The sequence below is a fragment of the Bradyrhizobium sp. 1200_D9_N1_1 genome (assembly GCF_052075915.1).
Lineage (GTDB): Bacteria > Pseudomonadota > Alphaproteobacteria > Rhizobiales > Xanthobacteraceae > Bradyrhizobium > Bradyrhizobium diazoefficiens.
Window position 1 is genome coordinate 8,645,225 of sequence record NZ_CP197226.1, and the last position, 25,211, is coordinate 8,670,435.

The window sequence follows — 25,211 nt, forward strand, 5'->3', positions numbered from 1 at the left end:
CTCATGCGGCGACCGCGATGTCGTCGAAGGATACACCGGTCAGCGTTGCCGAGACATCCCACAGCATGGCCGCCGCGGCGAAATCCCTGGCCTGCGGCGTGATTTTCGCCGGCGCTGGCGGCCCCTTCAATTCATAGAACCTGTTCGGACCGTAATAGCCGCCGGGCTCGGCCGCCGGCGAGGTCGCCGCGAACAGCGTGGGCAGCGCGCCCTCGGCGGCGGACTGGCTGATAAACGGCTGCAGCCAACGGCCGACGCGCCACTGGAGCGTGTTGGCGCCCGGCCCGTTCGCAATGAGATCGGTCCGCGCGTAGCCGGGATGGGCGGCAACGCTGGTCACGCCCCAGCCGGCGGCGAGGCTGCGACGCTGCAATTCCAAGGCAAACATCAGCATCGCCAGCTTGGACTGGCAGTAGGCCCGCCACGGACGATAGGAACGCTTGCCTTGCAGATCATCGAAATTGATCGCGCCGGAGCGGTGCGCGAGGCTCGAGAGATTGACGATTCGAGACGCTTTCGCCCGGCGAAGCTGCGGCAACAGGCGCGCCGTCAGCGCGTAATGGCCGAGATAGTTGGTACCGAGCTGCATCTCGAAGCCATCCTCGGTCTGCTGCCGTTTCGGCAGCGCCATCACGCCGGCATTGTTGACGAGGAGGTCGAGCTGCTCGTTGCCGGCGGCAAAGCGCTTGGCGAAATCGGCCACGGAGGACAGGCTGGCGAGGTCGAGATGCTCGTAGGCGATCAGCGCATCGGGAAACCGCTCGCAAATGCCCTCGATCGCCCGCAGTCCCTTTGCGTCGTTGCGTCCGGTGAGTATGACAATGGCACCGGCGCCCGCCAGCGCCATCGCCGTCTCGTAGCCGAGCCCGCCCGTCGCGCCGGTCACGACGGCGGTCCTGCCGCTGAGGGAGGGGATGTCTGCCGTGGTCCAGTCGGTCATGCCATAGCTCCAGGCTATCAGGGGGTGGAATAAGGCCCGCGACCGGTCTAAATGTGCACTAAGTGCAAATTTGCAAGAGGTGAAATAATTTGAAGGCTTCGAAGCACGCTAGCAGACGCGCCAAGCCCTTGTCCTCCGGAGAACAATCCCCGGCGGCGCCCGGCCTGCGCGAGCGCAAGCAGCAGCAGACCCGCGAGCGGCTGAAGCGCGCGGCGATGGCGCTGTTCCTGGAGCGCGGCTTCGAGACCACGACTATCGACGACATTGCGGCCGCTGCCGATGTGTCGCGCCGCAGCTTCTTCCATTATTTCGCCTCGAAGGAGGACGTGGTCGCCGCCTGGCAGGAGGATGCCGCGGCGGCGCTGGTCTCCGAGATTCTCGCACGGCCTGCGGACGAATCCATGCTGACGGCGGCGGAGAATGCGATCGCCGCGGCGGTCAAGCGGATCGATCCGACCGAGGCGGCAGCGATGTCGCGGCTCAAGCGCGACAATCCCGCGCTCCACGCGCGCGACCAGCTCAAATACGAAAAGCTCGAGCGCGCACTGGCGGACGGGCTCACGCAACGCTCCGGCCGCAAGTCGGACCGGCTGAAGGCGCGGCTCGTCGCCATGATCGCCACCGGCGCGATGCGCGTCGGCGGCGAGAGCTGGATCGGCGAAGGTGCGCGGGAGAAGCCGGAGGCTTTCGTGAAGCGCACGTTCGATGCGATCAGGGCGATATTGAAGTGATCGCTTACCCTCCCCTGGAGGGGAGGGTAAGCGCGGACTTACTCTTTGAAGAACGCCAGCAGGTCCGCGTTGATGGTCTCGGCATGCGTCGTCGGCATGCCGTGCGGGAAGCCCTTGTAGGTCTTCAGGACGCCCTTCTTGAGCAGCTTCGCGGACAACGGCGCGGAGTCGGCGTAAGGCACGATCTGGTCGTCGTCGCCGTGCATCACCAGCACGGGCACGTTGATCTTCTTCAGGTCCTCGGTGAAGTCGGTCTGCGAGAACGCGACGATGCCGTCGTAATGCGCCTTGGCGCCGCCCATCATGCCCTGACGCCACCAGTTCTGGATCACCGCTTCCGACGGTTTGGCGCCGGGACGGTTGTAGCCGTAGAACGGGCCGGCGGCGATGTCGCGATAGAACGCCGAGCGGCCGGCGGCGAGTTGCACCTGGAAGTCGTCGAACACGCTCTTCGGCAGGCCGCCGGGATTGGCTGCGGTCTGCACCATCAGCGGCGGCACCGCGGAGAGGATCGCGGCCTTCGCCACCCGGCTCTCGCCATGGCGCGCGATGTAATGCACGACCTCGCCGCCGCCGGTGGAATGGCCGACGTGAATGGCATTCTTCAGGTCGAGATGCGCGGTGACCGCCGCAAGGTCGTCGGCATAGTGATCCATGTCGTGGCCGTCTGCGACCTGCGCCGAGCGGCCGTGGCCGCGGCGATCATGGGCGATGACGCGGTAGCCGCGCGTGACGAAGAACATCATCTGCGCGTCCCAGTCGTCGGCCGACAGCGGCCAGCCATGGCTGAACACGATTGGCTGGCCCGCCCCCCAGTCCTTGAAAAAGATCTCGACGCCGTCTTTGGTGGTGATGGTGGGCATGGTGGGGCTCCTTTCAGTGGGACGTCATTCCGGGGCGCGCGTCCGCGCGAACCCGGAATCTGGAAATTGTCGCACGAGACTCCGGGCTCATCGCTGCGCGATGCCCCGGAATGACGAGGGTTCGTGCGATCAGGCAAACGCCACCGGCCTGAAGCGGCGCCAGGCGCCGATGGTCAGCACCACGAAGAACACCAGCACGATGCCCTGCACCACGGCGAACACCGGGCCGGACGGCGGCGCCGGCGGCACGGCGGGCGCGAGCGCGGCGAGCGCCGGCACTTTCAGGAACGACTGGATCACCAGCACGAAGACGTTGAAGTACAGCGAGATCATCGCGGTGACGATGTAGACCGGGCGCCAGACGCCCGCGAGCTTCATGCCGTAGAGCGCGATGCAGGCGATCGCGAGCAGCACCAGCGAAATGATGCCGATGATGTGCGAGGGCAACAGCTCCTTGAACGGAAACAGGAAGCCGGTCGCGCTGGTGAGGATCGTGAACAGCAGGAAGATCGCGGTGAGGCCCGGCATCGGCTTCGAGCCGAGCAGGCCGAACATCACGACGAGGCCGGCGACGATGGCGATCAGGCTTATGATGACATGGACCATCGTGAAGACGGGCAAGCTCAACCCAAGAACCATGACATCTCTCCTACTCTCTGCATTGAGATGGAGATTAGTATTACGCCCCTCATGAGATTGCCACATGCGTTGTCGTCACACGCATGGGCAAAGCCATGCGTCATCGTGCGAATCGACAAACGCATGGCTGATTTTTTTTGCATCGCTGTCACAAACGACAGCAGGCTTCGACCAAAATTGAATCGATTGTTCACGCTTCCTTGGTGTCGAAGATCAAGAGGTCGGCACCGCCGCTGGCGAATTTCGGCACGTCGGCGCCTGTCGCCTTGCCTTCCGGACTGGCGAATGCCGCCTGAATGTCGGCCACGCTGTCGAAGGTGAGAATGGCGACGAGATGGATTCCGGAAGGACCTGCGGGAGATGCAACCGGCCCCTTGCTGACGGCGTATTTCTTCAGGCCGGGAAGCTTCTTGGCGAGCGGAATGTGGGTCTCGGCGTAGTACTTGTCGAAGGCCGCAGCATCCTTGGGTGTTTTGTAGAGCACGACGATTTCAGCCATTGAGTCCTCCCTTGGGAATCCTTGTTTTTCCACGCGCGATTGGCCTCGCGACCAGGCGATAGTCTGTGGGACGCAGCAAGATGGCAAGCCGGATTCGACTTGCCATTTGCTTGCCTTCTCCTTGACTAAAGCGCCGGTTTTGCGGCGTCGCCGAGATAGCCGTGCAGCGATGCGACGACTTGCGCGCCCTCGCCGATGGCGCCGCCGACGCGCTTGACCGAGCCGGAGCGGACGTCGCCGACGGCGTAGACGCCGGGCACGGAGGTCTCCAGCGGCGCCACGAGCCGGCCCTGGTTCTGCTCGGACTGCGCGCCCGTCACGACGAAGCCGCCGCGATCGAGCGTCACGCCGCAGCCGTCGAGCCAGCCGGTGGCGGGATCGGCGCCGACGAACAGAAAGAGATTGCGGATGTCGGCAGAATCCTCGTCGCTCGACAGCCGGCTCTTCCAGCGGATGCGCCGCAGCAGCGAGGCCTCGTCGCCCTCGAGCGCCGTGATCTCGGTGTTGAACATCAATTCGATGTTCGGCGTCGCTTCGATGCGCTCGATGAGATAGCGCGACATGCTGGCGCCCAGACCGCCGCCGCGGATGATCATCAGCACCTTCTTGGCGTGACCCGACAGGAACACGGCGGCCTGGCCCGCCGAATTGCCGGCGCCGACCAGGGCGACCTCCTCGCCGGCGCACAGCTTCGCCTCGACCGGAGAGGCCCAGTACCAGACGCCGCGGCCCTCGAACGTGTCGAGCTTTGCGATCTCCGGCCGGCGATAGCGCGCGCCGCTCGCGACCACCACCGCGCGCGAGCGCAATGTGTCGCCGCAATCCAGCGCGAGGGCGAAGGTGCCGCCACTGCGCGAACAGTCCAGCGACTTCACCGACATCGGGATCATGATCTCGGCGCCGAACTTCTGCGCCTGGGTGAAGGCGCGGCCGGCCAGGGCCTGACCCGAGATGCCGGTCGGAAAGCCGAGATAGTTCTCGATGCGCGCGCTGGCGCCGGCCTGGCCGCCGAAGGCGCGCGTATCGACGACCGCAACCGAGAGACCTTCGGAGGCCGCGTAGACCGCGGTCGCGAGCCCTGCCGGCCCGCAGCCGACGATCGCGACGTCGTAGATCCGATCATCCTTCGCTCCGCCGATCATGCCGATGGCGCGGCCGAGCTCGATCTCGCTGGGATTGCGCAGCACGCTGCCGTCGGCGGTGACGACCAGCGGCCAATCCTCCGGCTTCGGCGAATAACGCGCGATCACCTCGGCCGCGTCGTGCTCGCTGTCGGCATCGAGCAGATGATGCGGCTGGCCGTTGCGGGTGAGGAAGCCCTGCAAGCGCACCACGCCGGCGGAGTTCGACGGCCCGATCAGCACCGGGCCACCGACGCCGCCCTGGATCAGGCTGACCCGGCGCAGAATCAGCGCGCGCATGATGCGCTCGCCGAGCTCGGCTTCGGCGACCAGCAGGGCCCGCAGCCGGTCCGGCGGGATCAGGACCACCTCGACATCGCCCTCGGCGCGTCCGTCGACCAGCGCCGGCCTCCCCGAGAGCTGGCCGAGCTCGGCCAGGAACTGGCCGGGTCCCTGGTCGATCACCGGGCTGACATGACCGAGCCCGTCGCGCTGGGTGATGGCGACGTGGCCCTTCAGGATGACGAACATGCCGGGCCCCGGCTTGCCGGTCTCGAACAGCAGCTCGCGATCCGAATAGGTGCGGAGCTCGCCGAAATGCCTGATGCGCTCGATCTCGGCCGATGTCAGCGCGGGAAAGGTCTGCTCGGGGCGCGCGAACCGCGACATCAGCGCCTCACGGTCGTTTCGTTGCTGTCCGTCTTGCCCCATTGCCACGTCGCTCAACTCCAAAAATTCCAGCCGCCGGATTTTAACCGCCGGTCTTGCCGGCGGCCCCCTCATTTAGGGATGCATCGTCATTCTGCGAGGGCTCGGCGCTTGCGGCGCGTTCGCGCGCCTGCAGCTTCCTCCGCTTCAGGTTTTCGCGCAGCGCCGACTTCAGCCGGTCGTCCCGGGATGCCCGGCCCTGCCTCGAATCTTGCCTCGTGCTCTTGTCGTTCTCGTCAGCCATCACCGGTCCATTGCAGCGATCGGCGATAACATGCCCAATGAACGTGGCAGCTCAAGAGGCCCGCGCGATCCGATCGTGCGAAATTCCAAAATGAGGCGAATCCGGCAGCCCGGCCAACTGGCCAGTTGGGTGGGGAAATCGGAACCCGAATCGACGGAAAGTCGGTCGTTTCGAGCCAAAACAGGCATTTTGGCCCCGATATCGGCCCGATTTTCTCGTCTTGGCAGGGCTTGCAAGCTTGCACAGGAGGGGGGCTTGTGGCAGATATCGGCCCGCTTGGTAGGCCCCTCGTGGCGGCCGATTCTAGATCCCAGCACATGCTGCCGTAGCTCAGTGGTAGAGCACTCCATTGGTAATGGAGAGGTCGACAGTTCAATCCTGTCTGGCAGCACCATTCTCTGGGTCAAATCACGCACAGATCGGCATTCTCGCGGCATGCAGTGCCCGAGTTTTGTTCTCACCTTGACCCTCTTTAGGTGAAGAGGGCGCAGGGAAGGCCGGGTGCCGGCTGGCACCCACGATCCGCTGCGCGAAGAATTTGCACACGCAAATGCGCAGGCGGGACAACAGGTGGGCCGGAAAACACCCGGCCTTCCCTGCGCGATGGGTTGACGGCGTATGCGCGCTCTCCCCGGAGCCGAGTTCCTTCTGGCCTCCGTCACCTTGCGAATTGGCGATGCCCGAGACCCGGTCGAGCCCCGATTCATCTCCGCAAGGCTTGACCGTAGCAACGACGGTCAGGACCACGCGTTTTTGCCGTACGCAGCTTCATCCGGCTTCGCTTTAGTAGCTTCGCCGGACTTCGGCGCCGTCCGTCTGCACGCAGCAGGACCTCACGAGGTTCATCTCGCCCTGGTCCCGCATTCGCGTGCCCGACGCAGCCGCGTCCACCGCACCCCGATCCACGTTCGTTACGACGTACGATCGCCCCTCTCCGAGGACCGGGATGGCGAGAGAATGCCGCAAACCCGAATTTCGGTAAAGTGGAATATTTTTGCAAAGGAGGGTTGACGGATTTTTGCGGGAGGCGGGTGTTTTGCCCGACGGGCAAATTGGCGAGCACGGAGACACAAGCCCGACGACACTCCGCAGACCTGATGCCGAGGTTCTTACCTGTTGGTCCGCGCCAGTAAGGTTAATTGTTCCTTTCGATTGTCGGTAAAGTTTTATCTATTATCGTCTTTGTCATTCATAACGAACCCGAGGCTCCGATAGTGTTTGCGTGTTGCCTGATCGTGACTGGGACTGTGCTGCTTCTGTCCGGCTTGGTTGCCTTCGGCTTTCATAGAAACTCGCTGCACTCAATGGCGCTGCTCTAGCCGCACCAGCGAGCCGGATCGTAGGATGGGTAGAGCGAAGCGAAACCCATCGAGATCTTGTTCAGACGAAGCATGATGGGTTTCGCAAGTGCTCTACCCATCCTACGCATGATCAGCTGTCTTCACCCACCTGATGCCCAGCAAAGCGATCATCCGCACGGCGCAGCCGGCGGCAAAGCTCGCGGTTGATGTTCTGCAGGACGATCACGTAGGCGTGGATATCGGCCTTGTAGCAGGCGTAGAGTTTTTGAGCCGTCAGCTCGTACAGCACCGTCGAGTTCTCCGCGACCACCGTGGCGGAGCGGTTTTGCATTTCGATCAGCGTCATCTCGCCGAAGAAATCCCCTCGCTCCAGAATGGAAATCGGGATGACGCTTCCCGAAGTCGCCCGTTTGCTCACCGCCAGCCGGCCGGATCTGACGATGAACATCGAGCGTCCCGGCTCGCCTTCCGCCACGACTGTCGCGCCGGCTTCGAAGCGGCACTCGACCAGCATCGACATCAGGAGGTCGAGACCTGTGTCCGAAAGACCGCCGAAGAACGGCGTCGCGAGCAGGAACGCTTTCATCTCGGGGGCATTGACAGCCATCGGGCGAGGATACGCCCCGTCGCTATCTCCGACAAGCAGAGCAGATATCGGCGGTGACGGCGCTCAGCGTGTTCGAACAATATGACCAGCAAAGTTTCGTAGGATGGGTGGAGCGAAGCGAAACCCATCGAGGGCTTGTTCGGTGTCGAAGCATGATGGGTTCGCTTCGCTCTACCCATCCTACGCATTAAACCGCTTTGGCTCACTGCCGCGCAGCGTCCTTCGCTTTCGCCAAACCTGAAGGTCGACCATGGCTTTCACGGTTGCCGCGAGGACGAGCGCGCAAAGCGCCGCCTTCGAGATCGTCTCCATCGTTCCCTCGATCAGCAGGCAATGGACCGCGCTGCCTGCGACGATGACGATCGCGAGAGGCATATGAACGAAACGCCACGTTCGCGGCCGCAGTCCCAATCGCCGGCGCAGTAGAGCCAGGAGCGCAACGATGAAGATGGCCCACATGGCGATCACGCCGAAGGGCGAGAACGGCGTCGGCGACGAGAAGGTCAGGGCGTCGATCATGTCGGGGGGACTGGTGATCCAGAGGCCGGCGACATGGATCACGATCGCCAGAGCAAGCGCCCCACCGATCCAGTGATGGGCGCGCCGTCCGCGATAGGCCGACAGTCCCGGCAGATATCCGCCGATCAGCAGGGGCTGCACGAGCACGAGACCCAGCGCGATAATCCCCGCAAACCCGGCAAGGATATAGACCGGACCGCGCCATGCGAGCTGCTCGCTTCCTGCGGCAGCAGCGATCGGCACGCCAATGGCCGAAACCAAGGCGCCCCAGATCAGGATCACCCGGGCCAGTTTCCACCCCGTCATTCGTTGGCCCGGTCAGGCCGGCTGCAGAACGAAGTGCGCCTCGAGGCTGGTTTCCTTTGCGCTGCGCATCACCGGCCGCAGGAAGACGGTCTTGAATTCACCGCTGTCATAGGCGAGGTGACCATGCGGCTGGCCGAAGATCGGAATGATCTGCGGCATCTCGAGCCGGAACTTGCCGTCCTTGTCGGTGAGCGTGGCGCCATGGCTCTGCGGCTCGTGCTCCTGTCCTTCGACCGTGTGCGCCCAGATCTGGATGCGCTGCCCGGCAAGCGGAGCGCCGTCGCCGGCTCGGCGGACGGTGCCGCTCATCCAGAAGCCGCCCTTGCCGATGCGATCCACGATCGCCGCGCCCTTGCGGTAGTTGTTCGCCCCGCCCGACATCGTTTCGGTCGGCGCGAGTCCGTCCGCGCGGGCCGGCAGCAGGAGCCCGGGAACGCCGGCTGTCAAAACCCCGGTTGCGAGAACGGAGCCGCCGGCGACGAGGAGGTTGCGGCGGCTGAGTACGACCATGGTCATGTCGATTCCTCCTGGCGACCGTTCAGTGGCTCTGCCAAGCATACAACAACACGCACGAGACGCCCAGTTGCGACAAAGGGCGCCATAGGTCGCAATAACAGTGTTGTGAACGGAGGCGCAGGCCGCTCAGACAGCCTCGTGGGATGGGTTGAGCGAAGCGAAACCCATCGAGGCTTTGTTCGACGACGAAACATGATGGGGTTTCGCAAGTGCTCTACCCATCCTACGCGCTATTCAGCCACGCTTGCCCTTTTGTCGTTCAAGGCGGAGCCTTTGTGCTCTCATACGTTTTATCTCTTCATTGAGAGCGTCGGTTTTTTCATCAAGGCGTGAATTCTCTGATTTCGGCTCGTCGCGCTGACGTATCTTTTCGAGCGTTTTCTCAACCGAGAGCTTGGTCGGATCGGCCATCGTACCTCTCCAGGAAGGAAATCGAAGCAACCAATGTCGGAAGTGAAAATGAAACCAGGTTTTGAATGTTGACGTAAATCAAACCTGCGCTGGGAGTCCGCTGGGTCAAAAACGCTATCTGGCAGTTCGCCGGTCACCCGCGACAATTCCGAATGGCATCGTTGCGCCGGTGTCCGATCGACACTGCAACGCTAACATTCGGGCTGGCAGGTACTACATATGGAGCCCCGGCGCATATCGCCCTCCACCCGGACCCCCACGCATGATCCCCTTCTCCGTGCTCGACCTCGCTCCCATCCGCCAGGGTGGCGACGCCGCGCAGGCGTTTCGCAATTCGCTTGATCTTGCCCAGCACGCCGAGGCCTGGGGCTACAAGCGGTTCTGGCTGGCCGAGCATCACAACATGACGGGGATTGCGAGCGCGGCGACGTCCGTGGTGATCGGGCATGTCGCGGGCGGGACGAAGACGATCCGTGTCGGCTCCGGCGGCGTCATGCTGCCGAACCATTCGCCGCTGGTCATCGCCGAGCAGTTCGGCACGCTGGAGTCGCTCTATCCGGGACGGATCGATCTCGGGCTCGGGCGGGCGCCGGGCACCGACCAGTTCACAGCAAGGGCGCTGCGGCGTGACCTCGCCACCACGTCCGAGAATTTTCCGCATGACGTGCTGGAATTGCAGGCGTTGCTCGGCGATGTGCAACCGAACCAGACGATCCGCGCCGTGCCCGGCATGGGGACCAAGGTGCCGCTGTGGATCCTGGGATCGAGCACGTTCGGCGCGCAGCTTGCGGCCATGCTCGGCCTGCCCTTCGCCTTCGCCTCGCATTTCGCGCCGCAGATGATGATGCCGGCGCTGCGCGAGTATCGCGCGCGTTTCGAGCCCTCGGCGCAGCTCGACAAGCCCTATGCGATGGTCGGCGTCAACGTGTTCGCGGCGGAGAGCGACGCCGAGGCGCAACGCATGTTCTCCTCGCTGCAGCAGCAGTTCATCAACCTGCGCCGCGGCACGCCCGGCCCGCTGCCGCCGCCGGTCGACGACATGGACGCGCTGTGGTCGCCGGCGGAGAAGGCCATGGTCGGCCAGTCGCTGTCCTGCTCCGCGGTCGGCTCGCCCACCGTGGTCGAAGAGAAGCTGAAGGCGCTGATCGCCGAGACCGGCGCGGACGAATTGATGACCACCGGCCAGATCTACGACCACGCCGCCCGGCTGCGCTCGTTCGAGATCGCGGCCGAGGTGCGCGGCCGGCTGGCGGCGCAACCGGCCCGGTGATCAAGGCATCACACGGCCGAGCCAGGTATGGCCGATCCTCACGCCTCGCGGATCGCGTTCATGAAGCTGGCGAGTTTCGCGCAGGTTGCAGTTACAGCATTGACGTCCTACACTCGGCGCCTGGAAGGGTAGCGTAGCGCCGATCCCTCAAGGACTGATCGTAGGCTGCCGATGGACGTGGTCCGCAGTCGAGCATTCGATTTCGTCGAGACAGTGCGGCAGCTTCCTGATGTCGCGAGCATTCTGGATGCGATGAGCCGCACGCTCGGCCAGCACGGCTTCGACTATTTCTGCAGCTCCTATGTCGCCCCGCTGTCGACCGAATCGCCGCGCGAGGCGGTTCTCGCCGAACGGTTGCCGGCCGGCTTTCTCGATATGTATTCCGAGGCGCAGTATGTGTGGCACGATCCCGCGCTGCGCTATTGCAGGACGACGCTTCAGCCGTTCCGCTGGTTCAGGGAAGCGCCGTACGATCCGGAACGGGAGCCGCGCGCCGTCGAGCTCGTGCGACGCGCCCGCGACTTCGGCATGGTGGATGGCGTGGTGATCCCGGTCATCTCGCCGGCGGGCCGCACCGGCCAGGTGTGGTTCGGCGGCGCCGAGATCGATCTGCCGGAGCGCGATCTCCCGGCGCTCCACCTCATGGCGCTTTACGCCTTCGACCGGGTGCTGAAGCTGCGCGGCCTGCCCGCGGCTCCGCAGCTCGCACTGTCCTTGCGCGAGCGCGAGGTGCTGACGCTGGCGGCCGTCGGGCGATCCAGCGATGAGATCGCCGACGCCCTGGCCATCACGGGACGCACAGTGAAGGCGCACATCAAGAGCTGCTGCAAGAAGCTCGGCGCAGCCACCCGCACGCAGGCCGTGATGATCGCCATGCGCGACCGGATCATCTCGCCCTGAGGTGCCAGGCCCGATCGCGACCGGAGTCGATCAGTCGGCAAAGCCGAACAGCTTTGCCGGATTGTGCACCAGGATCTTTTCCAGCTCCGCCTGGTCCGCCGCGTAGCGGTACATCAGCTCGAGCAGGTCGGCATCGTTGGGCGGCTGCTTGACGGAGACCGGATGCGGCCAGTCGCTGGCCCAGACGCAGCGGTCGCTTGCTGCCTCGATATAGGCGCGCGCGATCGGGATCACGTCGTCGTAGGGCGGGCCGGCCTTCGAGGTCTTCTCGCCGAGCGACAGCATCACCCAGAAATTTCCCTTCTTGAGCAGCTCCAGCATCTTGCGCAGGTTCGGATCGTCCTTGCCGGCTTGCGGATCGGGGCGCGCCATGTGGTCGATCAGCACGGGAACGTCGAGATTCTCGTACTTCGCGACGCTGGAGACGATGCCGTCCTTCTCCGGCTGGATCTTGACATACCAGCCGAGCTCGCGAATGCGGGCGATGGCGCGGGCGAAATCGGCATCCGACAGCACGGCGCCGAGCTCCTGGCGGAAGCTGAAGCGCGCGCCGCGGACGCCGGCGTCATGCAGCTTTGCGAGATAGGAATCGTTCGCCTCGGCAAACACCAGCGCGTTGGCACAGCCGCGGTAGTTCGGACCCATCGCCGCGAGGGCGTCGAGCACGACGGCATGATCCGCGCCATAGGTCGTGGTCTGCACGATGATGCCGCGCCCGATGCCGAGCGCCTTGTGCATACGCAGCGCCGCTTCCCAGGTCGCGGTCGGCATTCGATAGGCCGCGCCGGGGCGCTCCGGATATTTCTCGATGGGCCCCAGCACGTGGAACTGGCTGTCGATGGTCCTCAGTGGCGGCGCCTTGACCGGGCGGCGCGGGTTGGGGTCGAACGGCAGATAGGTCGGCATGTGCAAATCTCCTTCAGTCGATCACGGCGGTGAAGTCGCACTGCACCAGCGCGCCGCCGTCCATGTTGTCCATCGGCAGCGCGTGGCGCGCCGGGCGCGAATGCTCGTCCGGAAACATCTTCAGCCACTCGACATTGACGGGCCCGCGCTGCGAGCGGTCCTTCAGCCACACCGTCATCTTGATGATGTCGTCGGTGGTGCCGCCGGCGGCCTCCACCGTCGCCTTCATGTGCGCGAACATGTTGGCGCATTGCGCGTCGAGACTCACGGGCATCGCGCCGGCCGCATCGCGGCCAAGGATGACGCCCGACATCACGAGATTGCCGATGCGGCAAGCGTTCGGAATCGGATTGGCGTGCTTGAAGCCGCCGATGTGGATGCTCTTGCGCCGTGTCATGGTGCGCTCCCTCTTGTGTGTTGGTTCAGACGAACTGGCACGACACCGAGCCGAACGCGCCGTAGTCGGCGTGGAACGTGTCGCCGCGGCGGATGTCCACCGGCCGCGTGAACGATCCCGCCAGCACCACCTCGCCGGCCCTGAGATATTCGTCATGCGGCGCGAGCCGGTTGGCGAGCCAGGCGATGCCGTTGGCGGGATGATTGAGCACGCCGGCGGCAAGCCCGGTCTCCTCGACCTCGCCGTTGCGGAACAGCAGCGCGCCGATCCAGCGCAGATCCGCATCCATCGGGCGGAACGGCCGGCCACCGAGCACCAGCGCGGCGTTCGCGGCGTTGTCCGAGATCGTGTCCATGACCTTTCGCGTCTTGCCCGTTTCAGGATCGACGCGGTGCATGCGCGTCTCCAAGATCTCCAGCGCCGGCGTCACGTAGTCGGTGGCGTTGAGCACGTCGAAGATGGTGCAGTCGGGCCCGCGCAGCGGCGCCTTCAGCACGAAGGCGAGCTCGACCTCGATCCGTGGCGCGTGAAAGCGATCGAACGGGATGGGCGTGGCGTCGGCATAGAACATGTCGGCGAACAGCACGCCGTAGTCGGGCTCGGAGATGCCGACCGCGTTCTGCATCGCCTTCGAGGTCAGGCCGATCTTGTGGCCCTTGATGACGCGCCCTCGCCCGAGCTGGAGTTTCGTCCAGGCGCGCTGGATGGCGTAGGCGTCCTCGATCGTGAGGCCGGGATATTCTTTCGAGAACATCGGGATCAGCGCCTTGGTGCGCTCGGCCTCGTCCAGGCGCGCGGCAAGACGTTCGATCGTGGCGGCATCCAGCATGGTCTATTGCTCCGCGGCCACGGTGTTGCGCAGCACGCCGATGCGGCTCGACTCGACCTCGACGACGTCGCCGACTTTCAGCCAGCGCGGCGGATCGAAGCGCGCGCCCGCCCCGGTCGGCGTACCCGTCACGATCATGTCGCCGGGCTTCAGGGTGGCGAAGGTGGAGAGATAGGAGATCAGGAAGTCGAACGGGAACATCAGCCGCTCGGTGGTGTCCTGCTGCCGCACCTCGCCGTTGACGCGCGTGGTGATGTCATGAGGCCCGCGCGGGTCGAGCTCGTCCGCCGTGACGATCCACGGGCCGATGCTGCCGGAGCGGTCGAAATTCTTGCCTTGCGTGACGTTGAACTTGCCGTGGCGCAGCCAGTCGCGGATCGTGCCTTCGTTGCACAGCGTCATGCCGAAGATGTGCGACCACGCCTTCTCGCGCGGGATGTGGCGGCCTTCCTGCCCGATCACGATCACGAGCTCGCCTTCATAGTCGAGCTGATCCGAGACTTTGGGCTTCTCCAGCGGCTGGCCGGAGCCTGTCATCGACGACATGCTGCGCACGAACAGGCTCGGATATTTGGGCAGGTCCGAATTGTCTTTATATTCGGCGTTGCGCTCGGCGTAGTTGACGCCGATGCACCAGAGCTTTTCGGGCGCCAGCACCGGCGGCAGCAGGACGAGATCATCGAGCGCGTAGTCCGGTTGCTGATCGGCGATCACTTCCTGCGCGTCCGCCAGCGCATTGGCCGCGATCAGCGCCTTCACGTCGGAGAAGTCGCGGCCGATCCGCCGGGTCAGATCGACCACGCCGCCCGCGACGGCCGCGCCGTAGCGCGCCTCGCCGTCCAAGAGATAGCTCAGGAGTCGCATTGTGGTTTTCTCCAATGGTCTTGGGCACAAGGGCCGCGATGGGCCGCGCGCTCAGTCGGTCGATTTGGGAGTTTGAAAGACGGTGTTCAGCGTCACGATTTCGCCGAGGCGGGCGTAGCGCGGCCCGCCGATGCGCGCGATCGGATCGAGCGCCCGGGTCTCGACCTTGCCGTTTTCCACGAGGCCGTCGCGAATGTGGAACATCACGACCTCGCCGACGATCAGCCGGCTGCGCGCGTCGCCGAATTCGAGGCACTGCCGGAAGCGGCACTCCATCGCGACAGGTGCGGCCGCGAGCCGCGGCACCTTGATGCGCTCGCAGCTAAGCGTCTCCAAGCCAAGCTCCGCGACCTCGCTGACTTCAGGCGGGTGCTCGATCGAGCTGTCGTGCACCGCAGACATCAGCGGGGTATCGGCGATGTGGATGACGTATTCCTCGGTGTCGAGGATGTTGTGCGCGGTGTCCTTGTAGTCCGCGCCCTTGCGGCCGACGCTGATGGCGAGCATCGGCGGCTTCTGCGAGACGAAGGTGAAGGCGCTGAAGGGCGCGAGGTTGAGCACCCCGGAGCGCGACAGGCTCGTCACCCAGGCGATGGGGCGCGGCACCACGATGCCGGTCATCAGCCGGTAGATGCGCTCCGCGCCGAGCTCGGTGGGATCGATCCGCATCACTCAGTCCGCCTTGATGTTGGCCTTGCGCACGACCGGAATCCACTTGGCGTCCTCGCGCTCGAGATAGGCCCTGAACTCGTCCGGCGTCATCGCGACGGCTTCCCCGCCCAGCTTTTCGAACTTGTCCACCACGCCCGGGTCTTTCAGGATCGCAACCAGCGTCTCGTGCAGCTTGTCGACGACAGGCGCCGGCGTGCCCGCGGGCGCGAACAGGCCGGTGAAAGTCTGGCCGTCGAAATCCTTGTAGCCGAGCTCGGTGAAGGTCGGGACGTCAGGCAGCGACTTCAGCCGGTGCGGGCTGGTGACCGCGAGCGCGCGGAACAGGCCGGCCTTGATGTGCTGGAGGCTGACCGTGAGCTGGTCGAACGCGAACTGCACCTGGCCGCCGAGCAGATCGTTGATGGCCGGCGCGTTGCCGCGGTAATGCGCGGTGACCCATTGCAGGTCGAGATTCGACTGCATCAATTCGCTGAGCAGATGATTGGTGGTGCCGGGGCCGGGCGAGGCCATCGTCAGCTTACCGGGCTCGCGCTTGGCGAGGTCGATGAATTCCTTGAAATTGTTGGCCTGGACGGAGGGATGCACCTCGAGCACCAGCGGCGTCATCGAGATGGTCGAGATCGGCAGGAAATCCTTCTTCCAGTTATAGGCATCGCGCTTGTTGATCTCGGTCGCGAACAGCACCGGGCCGTTGGCGCCGACGAACAGCGTATAGCCGTCGGGCGCCGATTTCGCGAAAGCCTCGCCCGCGATCATGCCGCCGGCGCCGGCCTTGTTCTCGATGATGAAGGGCTGACCGAGCTTTTCCTGGAGCTTGTCGGCGACGATGCGCGCGGCGCTGTCGACATTGCCGCCGGCCGGATAGGGCACGATCAGCTTGACGCTGCGCGCCGGCCATTGCTGGGCCGATGCGGGCCCCGCCAGCATCGCCGTGACAGCGGCTATGGCAATCGCGATTAATCTCATGTTAACCTCCCGGCGGCGCTTCCAATTCACTTCGAACGCCTTGACGTTGCGCACGGCGCTCGATCGCCGCGCAATCTCCAGATGCGCGCTTTACCTGTCGAGTGAATTGTGGCGTTCTTGTCCATATTATGGACAAGAGACCTTCTCCGAAAGTCGCCCATAGCGCGCTGGAACCGCGACAGGGCGCGCAGGCGATCCGGCGCGCGCTCGCGGTGCTGCGCATTCTTGCCGCAGGCCGCGAGGACGGCGTGCCGCTGGCCGAGGTCGTGCGGGCGACCGGCCTCACCCGTCCGACCGTGCATCGCATCGTCCACGTGCTGATCGAGGAAGGCATCGTCGAGCGGCACGATCGCACCGGCCGCTACGCGATCGGCAACCAGGTGCCGGAACTGGCGCTGGCACGGGCGCGGCCGTCGCGGCTGCTGGTCGCGGCAAATCCGTCGCTGCGGCGCGCCTCCGCCGAGATCGGCGACACGCTGTTCCTGACGGTGCGGACCGGCAACGACACGCTGTGCGTCGATCGCAGGATCGGCGTCTATCCGATCCAGGTGCTGTCGATCAAGGTCGGCGCGCGCCGGCCGCTCGGCGTCTCCAGCGCCGGCGTCGCCATCCTCGCCGCGATGCCGGCGCAGGACGCGCGAAAAATCGTCGCAGCCAACGAGAAGCGGTTCGAGGCCTACCAGACCGACGTCGCAGCCGTGATGAGCCAGGTCACCGCCGCGCGGAAGCGGGGTTACAATATGAGAGAGATCGGCCTCGTGCAGGGCACCAAGTCGATCTCGACCTGGATCAAGACCCCGGACGGACAGCCCGCCGCGGCGATGACCGTCTCCGCCGTTCGGACGAGGCTCGGCCCGCGCCGCGAGCAGGAGGTCGCGGAGATCCTGCTGCGGGAGGCGCGGATCATCGAGCAGGCGATCCGGGGCAATGTCGGCTAACTGAAGGCGGCGCCGTTCGCCTCTCCCCGCTTACGGGGAGAGGCCGGATTGCATCGAAGATGCAATCCGGGTGAGGGGGACTCTCCGCGAGTCCGACTGTCACCGTGATCTCGGATGGAGCCCCTCACCCCAACCCTCTCCCCGTAAGAACGGGGCGAGGGAGCCCACCGGCGATGCGGACAGAGCTCGCCTCAATCATGTCACCGCTGTGCGCCATCCCACGGCGCTGTCAATGGGCTGACTTGGCACACCGTTTTGTGGCACAAGGGCCGCCATCGCCGACCGAGCAACGAGGCCACGCATGCCCGCGCCAAAACCGCCTGCCTTCGAGACCCTGAGCCTGCATGCGGGCCAGCATCCGGATCCCGCGACCGGCGCCCGCGCGGTGCCGATCTACCAGACCACGTCCTACGTGTTCCAGGATTCCGATCACGCCGCCGCGCTGTTCAACCTGGAGCGCGCCGGCCACATCTACACGCGCATCTCCAATCCGACCACCGGCGTGCTGGAGGAGCGGCTCGCCGCGCTCGAAGGCGGCGTCGGCGCGATCTGCACGGCGAGCGGCATGGCCGCGCTGCATCTGGCCATCGCGACGCTGCTCAACGCCGGCGACCACATCGTGGCGTCGAGCTCGCTCTATGGCGGCACCATCAACCTTTTGGCGCATACGCTGCCGCGCTTCGGCATCACCACGACATTTGTGAAGCCGCGCGATCTCGATGCGTTCCGCAGCGCCATCAAGCCGAACACCAAGCTCGTGATCGGCGAGACCATCGGCAATCCCGGGCTCGAGGTGCTCGACATCCCGAAGGTCGCGGCGATCGCGCATGAGGCAAAAATTCCGCTGCTGATCGACAACACCTTTGCGACGCCCTATCTCAGCCGGCCGATCGAGCTTGGCGCCGACATCGTGATGCACTCGGCGACCAAATGGATCGGCGGCCACGGCATCGCGATCGGCGGCGCCATCATCGACGGTGGCCGCTTTGACTGGCGCGGCTCCGGCAAGTTCGGCGTGCTGACCGAGCCCTATGGCGGCTATCACGGCATCGTCTTCGACGAGCAGTTCGGCACCGCGGCGTTCATCATGCGCGCGCGCACCGAGGGCCTGCGCGATTTCGGCGCCTGCCTGTCGCCGACCAACGCGTTCCAGCTCTTGCAGGGCGTGGAGACGCTGGGCGTCCGCATGGACCGGCATATGCAGAACACGCATTCGGTGCTGGAGGCGCTGAAGTCCAACAAGGCGGTGGACTGGGTCCTGCATCCCTCGCTTGAAGACCACACGGACTACCAGCTTGCAAAGCAGCTGCTGCCGCGCGGCGCCGGCTCGATCGTCTCCTTCGGCATCAAGGGCGGCCGCCCCGCCGGCCGCAAGTTCATCGAGTCATTGCGCATGATCAGCCATCTCGCCAATGTCGGCGACGCCAAGACGCTGGTGATTCACCCCGCCTCGACCACGCATCAGCAGATGGACGCCGAGCAGCTCAAGGCCGCCGGCATCGGCGAGGAGCTGGTGCGGCTGTCGGTCGGCATCGAGACCGCCTCCGACATCATCGACGACCTCAATCAAGCACTGCGCATCTCGCAAAAGGTCTGACACCATGAAGCTTTCCGTCAACGGGGCCGAGGTATTTGTCGCAACCGGCGGCCGCGAATTCGACAAGTCCCTGCCCGCGGTGGTCTTCATCCACGGCGCCGGCTTCGATCATTCGACCTGGGCGCTGCATACGCGCTGGTTCGCCCATCACGGCTACTCCGTGCTGGCACCGGACCTTCCCGGCCACGGCCGCTCGGCCGGCCCTTCGCTTGGCACCATCGCCGAGATGGCCGACTGGACGGCGGCGCTGCTCGATGCGGCAGGAGCTGTGAAGGCGCATCTGATCGGCCACTCCATGGGATCGCTGATCTCGCTGGAGACCGCCGCGCGGCATCCCGACAAGGTTTCCGCGCTGAGCCTGATCGGCACCGCCCCGACCATGACGGTCGGCCCGGATCTCTTGAAGGCGGCCGAGGCCAACTCGCAGGATGCCAACGACATGGTGTCGATCTGGGGCCTCGGCTTCAACGCGGAGCTCGGCGGCAGCCTCGCGCCGGGCCTGTGGATGCATGGCGGCGCGCAGGCGGTGCTGAAGTCTTGCGAGCCGGGCGTGCTGTTCAGGGATCTGTCGGCCTGCAATGCCTACGCGAATGCGCTGACCGCTGCCGCGAGCGTCAAGGTGCCGGCGACGCTCATCCTCGGCGAGCGCGACATGATGACTCCGGCGAAGGCGGGCAAGGCGCTCGCGGCCGCGATCCCGCATGCGAAGACCGTCGTGGTGCCGGGCGCCGGCCACATGATCATGGCCGAGCGCCCGGATGAGTTGCTGGCCGCGCTGAAAGGCTGAGCCCGGCTCAAGACCCCGGCGTCCACTTCCAGACGATGTCGGAGACATTGACCGGCTTCGGGATCAGGCCGAGCTTTGCGAAGCGGTCGGCAACGACCTGCTGGCTCTTGACCACCTCGGCATCGATCGGCACCACACGATAATTGGAGCGGGCGACGAAGCGGCGGATCGCTTCGATGTCGACGCCGGTCGCCTCGGCCTGCGCCTTCGCCACGTCCTCGTGGTGCGAATCCGCCCATACGCCTTCGGACGCGAAGGCCGTGTTGAGCTTCGCAACGAGCGAGGGATACTTCTCCACGAAATCGGCGCCGGCGATGTAGAAGGCGTTCGGCTTGTGCACGTCCTTGTCGAAGGCGATGACGCGCGCATTCTCCTTCAGCTCGGCGAGCGCGAGATAGGGATCCCAGATCGACCAGGCGTCGACCGAGCCCTTCACGAAGGCCGCCGTCGCGTCGGCCGGCGCGAGCGGCGCAGGCGTGATGTCGGACCAGGACAGGCCGGCCTGCTCGAGCGCCGCGACTAGCAGATTATGCGCGCTCGATCCCTTGCCGAAGGCGACGCGCTTGCCCCTGAGATCGGCCAGTGCGTGAATCGGCGAGTCCTTCGGCACGACGATCGCCTGGGTGTTGCCGTCCGATTTCACCGCGGCGACGTAGCGGATCTTTGCGCCGCCCGCCTGCGCGAAGATCGGCGGGGAGTCGCCGACATAGCCGAAATCGACGCTGCCGACATTGATCGCCTCCAGCAGCGGTGGACCGAACTGGAAGTCGATCCACTTGATCTCGATGCCGAGCGGCCTGAAGGCGTTTTCGAGCGTCTGACGCTGACGCACCGCCGGGAAGAAGCCGCCCTTCTGGGTGCCGATGCGGATTTCCGCTGGCTTGTCCTCCGCGTGCACGGGTGCAGCCAGGGCTGTCGCGAGCAGGAGTGTCGTTGCGAGCATGTGTCGTCGAGTAATCATATCGCGGTCCTTTCGGTGGGATCAGTTGGCGAAGAGTTGCAAATTCGCGCGGCGGCTCCGCTCGGAGAACACCGCGCGCGCGGCCCGCTCGGCTTCGCGCGCCGAGCGGAACTGGCGGCCTTCGAGGCTGTCGAACAACCGCTCGGAGGAAAAGAAGCGGAAGCCGCGCGCGTCTCTTGTGATGATGCCGGCGGCGCGGTCGTGGATTTCGATGATGTAGGCGTTGGACTGGGCTTCGAACTGGGCTTCAAACTGACCTTGGGACATGACTGCTCATTCGCCGCGATTGCGACGTTCCTGTCTTGAGATTTGCGATGGGACGTACTGAGAGGGAGGCGCTCAGCAGCAACAACAGGCGCCGGTGGCCGCCGAGAAACAGCGCCGCGTCATGCTCGGGTGCATGTCGTCCGGATTACGCTGGTGATCGGTTCTCATATTGCGGCTTCGGCTCGAGGAGCAGCTTCGATGCCGCAAATATCGAGCGATCGACGCGATTGGTCAATGAAATGGCTATCCATATTTACGAGCGACACGTTCGGCCGCTTCTCCCGCCGCAAGCGCCCGCAGGCAGATTCATCTCGCGACGAGTTCAACACGCGCGAGCGGCGCACATGATAGGCTCCGGCGGGCGCAAAACAGAGGATTGGGAGATCCCGGCATGGCAAATGACCTGAAGGGGCGCACAGCGCTCGTCACCGGCGGCTCACGCGGGATTGGCGCCGCGGTCTGCCGCCTGCTGGCCGAGGCCGGCGCGGCGGTGGCGATCAACTGCCGCGAGCGGATCGGGCAGGCCGAGCAGCTGGCGGGCGAGATCAACAAACGCGGCGGCCGCGCCATCGCCGTTGCCGCCGACGTATCGCAGCGCGAGGCCGTCGCTGCAATGGTCGCACGCGTCACGGCGGAACTCGGGCCCATCGACATTCTCGTCAACAATGCCGGCATCGCCATCACGCGCGGCGTCGACGACCTCACCGAGGACGATTTCGACCGCACCATCCTGGTCAATCTGAAATCCGTCTTCCTGTGCACGCAGGCGGTGCTGCCGGCGATGCGATCGAAGAAATGGGGGCGCATCGTCAACATCTCCTCCGGCGCGGCACGCGGCGCCGGCTCGATCGGCCCGCACTACAACGCATCCAAGGCCGGCATGGAGGGGCTGACGCGCGGCTATGCGGCGCGGCTGGTGAAGGATGGCATCAACGTCAACGCGGTGGCGCCGTCGCTGATCGAGACCGACATGATGAGCGGCCAGCCCCAACTCGTCAGCCGCATCCCGCTCGGCCGCTTCGGCACGGCGGATGAGGTGGCGAAGGCGGTGATGCTGCTGGTCGACAATGCCTACATGACCGGCCAGACTATCGCGCTGAGCGGCGGGATGGCGTTTAACTAGGGGACTTGGCGTCTGCGGCACGCGCCCTCTTCCAGGCTCGATGAACGCCGTAGGGTGGGCAAAGCGGAGCGTGCCCACCATTTCTATCCAGGTGTTGGATATGCGGTGGGCACGGCGCAAGTGCGCCTTTGCCCACCCTACGATTCTGGACTCGCGGAGAGATGCCCCCCACCCGTCTCGCCGCTTCGCGGCGAGCCACCCTCTCCCACAAGGGGAGAGGGTAAGAGCATCACCACATCGTCGCTGCGGCACGCGCCGCCCAGCCGCGGTCGTACTCCTCGCCGCCGACCTTGTTCTGGCTCATCTCGGCGAGGATCTCGCCGGGCGTAGGCAGCGTCTTCGGGTCGATGCGCTTGTCCGGATTCCAGAGATCGGAGCGGACGATGGCGCGGGCACACTGGAAATAGATTTCGTCCACATTCATCACCATGACGCTGCGCGGCGCCTTGCCTTCGACCTTGAAGGACGCCAGCAACCCGGGATCGATCGACAGATGCGCACGGCCATTGGCGCGGACCGCATTGCCGGAGCCGGGGACCAGGAACATCAGGGACATGCGCGGGTCGCGCAAGATGTTGCGCAGGGAATCGACCCGGTTGTTGCCGCGGCGATCCGGCAGCATCAGCGTCTTGGGGTCGTGAATGCGGACGAAGCCGGGCAGATCGCCGCGCGGCGAGCAGTCGATGCCCTCGGGCCCGATGGTGGCGAGCGCCGCGAACGGCGCCTTCTCGATGAAGACGCGATAGAGCGGCGTGACATGGTCGGCGACTTTCACGGTCGAGGCATCGTTGGTGGCGCCGTAGATGGCCTCTAGCTGTTCGACCGTTTCGATCACCGACATTCTTCCACTCTCCTTTGCGCCGACGGTTACTCGCGCCAGCTTTCGTTCCTGATCACGCGCACGAGCTGGCGGCTGTGATAATCCGCGCTGCCGGCGTTGAGGATGGTGACATCGGCCTGCGCCGATGCGTCCTCGACGCTGCGGGACAGCCGTTCCGCGATATTGCCGTCGCTGTGCCGGGCGCGGGCGGCAAGCCGCTGCGCCAGCACGTCCGGCGGCGCCGTGATGGCGACCACGACGACATTGGCATAGGCCTGACGCAGCGCGGCAATCACGGTGCGCGAGACGTTGACGACGACGGCGCGGCCGGCGCGGATGTCGTCGTTGATTTCGAGCGGTAGCGCGTAGGAATGCCCATGCGCGTCCCAATGCACGGCGAAATCGCCGTGATCGATCCCGCGCCGGAATTCGTCCGGGCTCATGGCAATATTGTCCTCAGCCGCGGAGGACTCACGCGTCACGACGCGACGCGGAAAGACGACGTCGTGATCGTCGATGCAGGCCGCCTGCGCCAGCTGCAGCAAGGTGTCCTTGCCGGCGCCGCTGGGACCGACCACGAGCACGAGCCGGCCAGGGCCGATCGCACCCGCCTCGCCCTGCGCCATGGTCGCGATCTCGCTCATGCGACCCGGCCTCCCTCGCGCCAGACGCTGCGGACGACGGGAACGCTGCCCGCGATGTGCACCCGGATCAGGTCGGCGCGCTTGCCGACCGCAATCTCGCCGCGGTCGGAGAGACCAACCGCTTCGGCCGGCGCTTTCGTCACGGTGCGCACCGCCGCCGGAAGGCTGATCGCGGGCACATGTTCAGGCAATTGCAGCGCGGCCATCAGAAGGCTCGATGGAATGTAGTCCGACGAGAGAATGTCGAGCAGGCCCTCGCGGGCAAGATCGACCGCGGCGATATTGCCGGAGTGCGAGCCGCCGCGCACGACGTTGGGCGCGCCCATCAGGATGTCGATGCCGGCCTGATGCAGGCCGCGCGCGGCCTCCAGCGTGGTCGGGAATTCCGCCACCGAGACGCGATCGCGCACGGCGTCCGCGACATTCTCCTCGGTGGTGTCGTCATGGCTTGCCAGCGGAATGTTGTATTGATGCGCCAGCGCCACGATCTCGCGCATGTTGGTCGCCGCATAAGCCTTTTGATACTCGAAGCGCTTTGCGAACAGCTCGTCGAGCTGGGCATCGGTCTTGCCGCCGTTCTTGCCGCGGTAATAGTCGCGCAGCTTGCCCTCGTCGCGGAACTGGCGCTGGCCGGGCGTATGGTCCATCAGCGACATCAGCTTCACGTCGGGACGGTCGATCAGCTCCTTGGCCTCCTCGACCACGCTCGGCATCGGGATTTCGCAGCGCAGATGCAAGAAGTGGTCGGCGCGCAACAAATCAGCATCGCGCGCGGTCGTGATCGCGGCGGCGAGCACGCCGGCGCGGCCGTCGACTTCCTCAGCGCCGTCCTCACGCCAGACCCGGAGCGAGTCGAACACGGTCGTGATGCCCGAGGTCGCGAGCTGGCCGTCGTAGGAGACGACGGCGGCGACCGGATTCCAGAACACTTTTGGGCGCGGCACGTAATGCGCCTCGAGATGATCGGTGTGGAGCTCGATCAGGCCGGGCATGATGAGGTCGCCGCCGGCATCCTCCGCACCCGCGGGTGCCCTGCCCTCGCCGATCTCGGCGACGCGCCCATTTGCGAGAGCCAGCCAGCCCTGCTCGATCACCCGGTCTGCCAGCACGATCCTGGCGTTGGCGATCACGGTGTCCTTCGGCTTGGCGTTCATTTCAATTTCCTTCAGGCGGCGGCGGCAAAGCTGGTCACGTCAACAATACGGTCGGCAATCAGATGGCGGATTTCGTCGTCATGGACAATGGCGACCATGGCGACGCCCTGGCGCTTTTTCTCGGCGATCAGCTCGACCACGACGGCGCGGTTGGCGGCATCGAGCGAGGCGGTCGGCTCGTCCAGCAACAGGATCGGCAGGTCGGAGATGAAGCCGCGCGCGATGTTGACGCGCTGCTGTTCGCCGCCGGAGAAGGTCGCGGGCGGAAGCTGCCAGAGCCGCTCAGGGATGTTGAGGCGGTGCAGCAAGGCACCCGCCCTCTGCTGCGCCTCGGTTCGGGCCATGCCGTTCACGATCAGCGGCTCGGCGACGACGTCGATGGTGGCGACCCGTGGCACCGCGCGCAGGAACTGGCTGACATAGCCGATGGTCGCGCGGCGCACGTTGAGGACCTGCCGCGGCTCGGCGGTGGCCAGATCAATCAGCGCGCCGCGATGGCGGATGCCGATGCGGCCGGAATCGCAGCGGTAATTGCCGAAGATCATCTTCAGGATCGACGACTTGCCGGCGCCGGACGGGCCCGACAGCACGACGCATTCGCCGGGGTTCACCTGGAAGGTCACGCCGCTGACGACAGGCAGCTCGATGCCGCCCTGCAGGTGCATCGTAAAGGTCTTCTTGGCATCAGTGACGTCGATCATGGCGGTCATC

At 65.3% G+C, this 25,211-nt stretch carries 29 protein-coding genes and 1 tRNA gene; 8 read left to right on the top strand and 22 right to left on the bottom strand.

Translation table 11 applies throughout. The features are described 5' to 3' along the window. Position 1: 1 nt before the first annotated feature. Complete coding sequence (locus AB5K84_RS40865) at positions 2–940, bottom strand: SDR family oxidoreductase (RefSeq protein ID WP_011084071.1); 939 nt, start codon at positions 938–940, stop codon at positions 2–4. 89 nt (positions 941–1,029) lie between these two features. Here AB5K84_RS40865 and AB5K84_RS40870 point away from each other — a divergent pair, with 89 nt between their 5' ends. After that, positions 1,030–1,671: a TetR/AcrR family transcriptional regulator gene (locus AB5K84_RS40870; RefSeq protein WP_038965307.1), complete on the top strand. Its 642-nt coding sequence runs from the start codon at positions 1,030–1,032 to the stop codon at positions 1,669–1,671. 38 nt (positions 1,672–1,709) lie between these two features. Here AB5K84_RS40870 and AB5K84_RS40875 read toward each other — a convergent pair whose 3' ends face one another. The 5 genes from AB5K84_RS40875 to AB5K84_RS40895 all read right to left on the bottom strand — a co-directional run bounded on the left by AB5K84_RS40875 (position 1,710) and on the right by AB5K84_RS40895 (position 5,745). After that, positions 1,710–2,534 (bottom strand): alpha/beta fold hydrolase, encoded by an 825-nt coding sequence (locus AB5K84_RS40875; protein ID WP_011084069.1) that lies wholly within the window; start codon positions 2,532–2,534, stop codon positions 1,710–1,712. A 129-nt stretch (positions 2,535–2,663) separates the two neighbouring features. Next, positions 2,664–3,173, bottom strand: a complete 510-nt coding sequence (locus tag AB5K84_RS40880) for a hypothetical protein (protein ID WP_038965306.1) — start codon at positions 3,171–3,173, stop codon at positions 2,664–2,666. A 190-nt stretch (positions 3,174–3,363) separates the two neighbouring features. Next, positions 3,364–3,672, bottom strand: a complete 309-nt coding sequence (locus AB5K84_RS40885; protein ID WP_028173644.1) for an EthD family reductase — start codon at positions 3,670–3,672, stop codon at positions 3,364–3,366. A gap of 125 nt (positions 3,673–3,797) precedes the next feature. Then, positions 3,798–5,504, bottom strand: a complete 1,707-nt coding sequence (locus AB5K84_RS40890; RefSeq protein WP_028173645.1) for an FAD-dependent oxidoreductase — start codon at positions 5,502–5,504, stop codon at positions 3,798–3,800. A 40-nt stretch (positions 5,505–5,544) separates the two neighbouring features. After that, on the bottom strand, positions 5,545–5,745 hold the full coding sequence (locus AB5K84_RS40895; protein ID WP_038965305.1) for a hypothetical protein: 201 nt from the start codon (positions 5,743–5,745) through the stop codon (positions 5,545–5,547). A 319-nt stretch (positions 5,746–6,064) separates the two neighbouring features. Between AB5K84_RS40895 and AB5K84_RS40900 the strand changes: the two genes are divergently transcribed. Further along, positions 6,065–6,139, top strand: a tRNA-Thr gene (locus AB5K84_RS40900). Between the two features lie 1,037 nt (positions 6,140–7,176). On the opposite strand, the gene AB5K84_RS40905 is transcribed toward AB5K84_RS40900, so the two are convergent. The 4 genes from AB5K84_RS40905 to AB5K84_RS40920 all read right to left on the bottom strand — a co-directional run bounded on the left by AB5K84_RS40905 (position 7,177) and on the right by AB5K84_RS40920 (position 9,405). Next, on the bottom strand, positions 7,177–7,653 hold the full coding sequence (locus tag AB5K84_RS40905; protein WP_011084065.1) for a cyclic nucleotide-binding domain-containing protein: 477 nt from the start codon (positions 7,651–7,653) through the stop codon (positions 7,177–7,179). 180 nt (positions 7,654–7,833) lie between these two features. Then, positions 7,834–8,478: a ferric reductase-like transmembrane domain-containing protein gene (locus AB5K84_RS40910; protein WP_011084064.1), complete on the bottom strand. Its 645-nt coding sequence runs from the start codon at positions 8,476–8,478 to the stop codon at positions 7,834–7,836. Between the two features lie 12 nt (positions 8,479–8,490). Next, positions 8,491–8,994, bottom strand: a complete 504-nt coding sequence (locus tag AB5K84_RS40915; protein WP_038965303.1) for a twin-arginine translocation pathway signal — start codon at positions 8,992–8,994, stop codon at positions 8,491–8,493. Between the two features lie 234 nt (positions 8,995–9,228). After that, entirely contained in the window at positions 9,229–9,405 is a 177-nt protein-coding gene (locus AB5K84_RS40920) for a hypothetical protein (RefSeq protein WP_165448136.1), read from the bottom strand. A 262-nt stretch (positions 9,406–9,667) separates the two neighbouring features. Between AB5K84_RS40920 and AB5K84_RS40925 the strand changes: the two genes are divergently transcribed. Further along, positions 9,668–10,675 carry an LLM class flavin-dependent oxidoreductase gene (locus AB5K84_RS40925; RefSeq protein ID WP_011084062.1) on the top strand — a complete coding sequence of 336 codons (1,008 nt, stop codon included), beginning with the start codon at positions 9,668–9,670 and terminating at the stop codon, positions 10,673–10,675. A gap of 171 nt (positions 10,676–10,846) precedes the next feature. Then, positions 10,847–11,575: a helix-turn-helix transcriptional regulator gene (locus AB5K84_RS40930; protein ID WP_011084061.1), complete on the top strand. Its 729-nt coding sequence runs from the start codon at positions 10,847–10,849 to the stop codon at positions 11,573–11,575. Between the two features lie 30 nt (positions 11,576–11,605). On the opposite strand, the gene AB5K84_RS40935 is transcribed toward AB5K84_RS40930, so the two are convergent. Genes AB5K84_RS40935 through AB5K84_RS40960 form a run of 6 tightly spaced genes read right to left on the bottom strand, consistent with a single transcriptional unit; the run spans position 11,606 to position 16,209 of the window. After that, positions 11,606–12,481: an amidohydrolase family protein gene (locus AB5K84_RS40935; protein WP_011084060.1), complete on the bottom strand. Its 876-nt coding sequence runs from the start codon at positions 12,479–12,481 to the stop codon at positions 11,606–11,608. Positions 12,482–12,494: 13 nt separating this feature from the next. After that, positions 12,495–12,878, bottom strand: coding sequence for a RidA family protein (locus AB5K84_RS40940; protein ID WP_011084059.1), 384 nt, complete (start codon positions 12,876–12,878; stop codon positions 12,495–12,497). 25 nt (positions 12,879–12,903) lie between these two features. After that, positions 12,904–13,707, bottom strand: a complete 804-nt coding sequence (gene hpaH / locus AB5K84_RS40945) for a 2-oxo-hept-4-ene-1,7-dioate hydratase (protein WP_011084058.1) — start codon at positions 13,705–13,707, stop codon at positions 12,904–12,906. A gap of 3 nt (positions 13,708–13,710) precedes the next feature. Continuing rightward, a complete protein-coding gene (locus tag AB5K84_RS40950; protein ID WP_011084057.1) occupies positions 13,711–14,571 on the bottom strand; it encodes a fumarylacetoacetate hydrolase family protein in 861 nt (286 codons plus the stop codon). Positions 14,572–14,622: 51 nt separating this feature from the next. Beyond that, positions 14,623–15,240, bottom strand: a complete 618-nt coding sequence (locus AB5K84_RS40955; RefSeq protein ID WP_028173662.1) for a flavin reductase family protein — start codon at positions 15,238–15,240, stop codon at positions 14,623–14,625. A 3-nt stretch (positions 15,241–15,243) separates the two neighbouring features. Beyond that, positions 15,244–16,209 (bottom strand): Bug family tripartite tricarboxylate transporter substrate binding protein, encoded by a 966-nt coding sequence (locus AB5K84_RS40960; RefSeq protein WP_038965312.1) that lies wholly within the window; start codon positions 16,207–16,209, stop codon positions 15,244–15,246. A 128-nt stretch (positions 16,210–16,337) separates the two neighbouring features. Here AB5K84_RS40960 and AB5K84_RS40965 point away from each other — a divergent pair, with 128 nt between their 5' ends. The 3 genes from AB5K84_RS40965 (at position 16,338) to AB5K84_RS40975 (ending at position 19,531) form a co-directional block, all read left to right on the top strand. Then, positions 16,338–17,147, top strand: a complete 810-nt coding sequence (locus AB5K84_RS40965; protein WP_038965302.1) for an IclR family transcriptional regulator — start codon at positions 16,338–16,340, stop codon at positions 17,145–17,147. A gap of 301 nt (positions 17,148–17,448) precedes the next feature. Continuing rightward, a complete protein-coding gene (locus tag AB5K84_RS40970; RefSeq protein ID WP_011084053.1) occupies positions 17,449–18,744 on the top strand; it encodes an O-acetylhomoserine aminocarboxypropyltransferase in 1,296 nt (431 codons plus the stop codon). 4 nt (positions 18,745–18,748) lie between these two features. Then, the gene (locus tag AB5K84_RS40975; RefSeq protein ID WP_011084052.1) at positions 18,749–19,531 is read left to right on the top strand and encodes an alpha/beta fold hydrolase; all 783 of its coding nucleotides are present in this window, start codon (positions 18,749–18,751) and stop codon (positions 19,529–19,531) included. 7 nt (positions 19,532–19,538) lie between these two features. Here the strand turns inward: AB5K84_RS40975 and AB5K84_RS40980 are convergent, their stop codons facing one another. Together AB5K84_RS40980 and AB5K84_RS40985 are read right to left on the bottom strand one after the other, a co-directional pair. Further along, entirely contained in the window at positions 19,539–20,492 is a 954-nt protein-coding gene (locus AB5K84_RS40980) for an aliphatic sulfonate ABC transporter substrate-binding protein (protein WP_011084051.1), read from the bottom strand. A gap of 21 nt (positions 20,493–20,513) precedes the next feature. Continuing rightward, on the bottom strand, positions 20,514–20,759 hold the full coding sequence (locus tag AB5K84_RS40985; protein WP_011084050.1) for a hypothetical protein: 246 nt from the start codon (positions 20,757–20,759) through the stop codon (positions 20,514–20,516). Positions 20,760–21,150: 391 nt separating this feature from the next. Between AB5K84_RS40985 and AB5K84_RS40990 the strand changes: the two genes are divergently transcribed. Beyond that, on the top strand, positions 21,151–21,882 hold the full coding sequence (locus AB5K84_RS40990) for an SDR family NAD(P)-dependent oxidoreductase (protein WP_011084048.1): 732 nt from the start codon (positions 21,151–21,153) through the stop codon (positions 21,880–21,882). 229 nt (positions 21,883–22,111) lie between these two features. Here AB5K84_RS40990 and AB5K84_RS40995 read toward each other — a convergent pair whose 3' ends face one another. The 4 genes from AB5K84_RS40995 to phnL are packed head-to-tail and all read right to left on the bottom strand — an operon-like array spanning position 22,112 to position 25,210. Next, positions 22,112–22,723: a pyridoxamine 5'-phosphate oxidase family protein gene (locus AB5K84_RS40995; protein ID WP_011084047.1), complete on the bottom strand. Its 612-nt coding sequence runs from the start codon at positions 22,721–22,723 to the stop codon at positions 22,112–22,114. A gap of 26 nt (positions 22,724–22,749) precedes the next feature. Further along, a complete protein-coding gene (phnN, locus tag AB5K84_RS41000) occupies positions 22,750–23,346 on the bottom strand; it encodes a phosphonate metabolism protein/1,5-bisphosphokinase (PRPP-forming) PhnN (protein WP_011084046.1) in 597 nt (198 codons plus the stop codon). Continuing rightward, positions 23,343–24,500 (bottom strand): alpha-D-ribose 1-methylphosphonate 5-triphosphate diphosphatase, encoded by a 1,158-nt coding sequence (locus AB5K84_RS41005; RefSeq protein WP_011084045.1) that lies wholly within the window; start codon positions 24,498–24,500, stop codon positions 23,343–23,345. The genes phnN and AB5K84_RS41005 overlap by 4 nt, the downstream gene beginning before the upstream one ends. A gap of 11 nt (positions 24,501–24,511) precedes the next feature. Further along, positions 24,512–25,210 (bottom strand): phosphonate C-P lyase system protein PhnL, encoded by a 699-nt coding sequence (gene phnL, locus AB5K84_RS41010; RefSeq protein WP_038965301.1) that lies wholly within the window; start codon positions 25,208–25,210, stop codon positions 24,512–24,514. Position 25,211 lies beyond the last annotated feature (1 nt).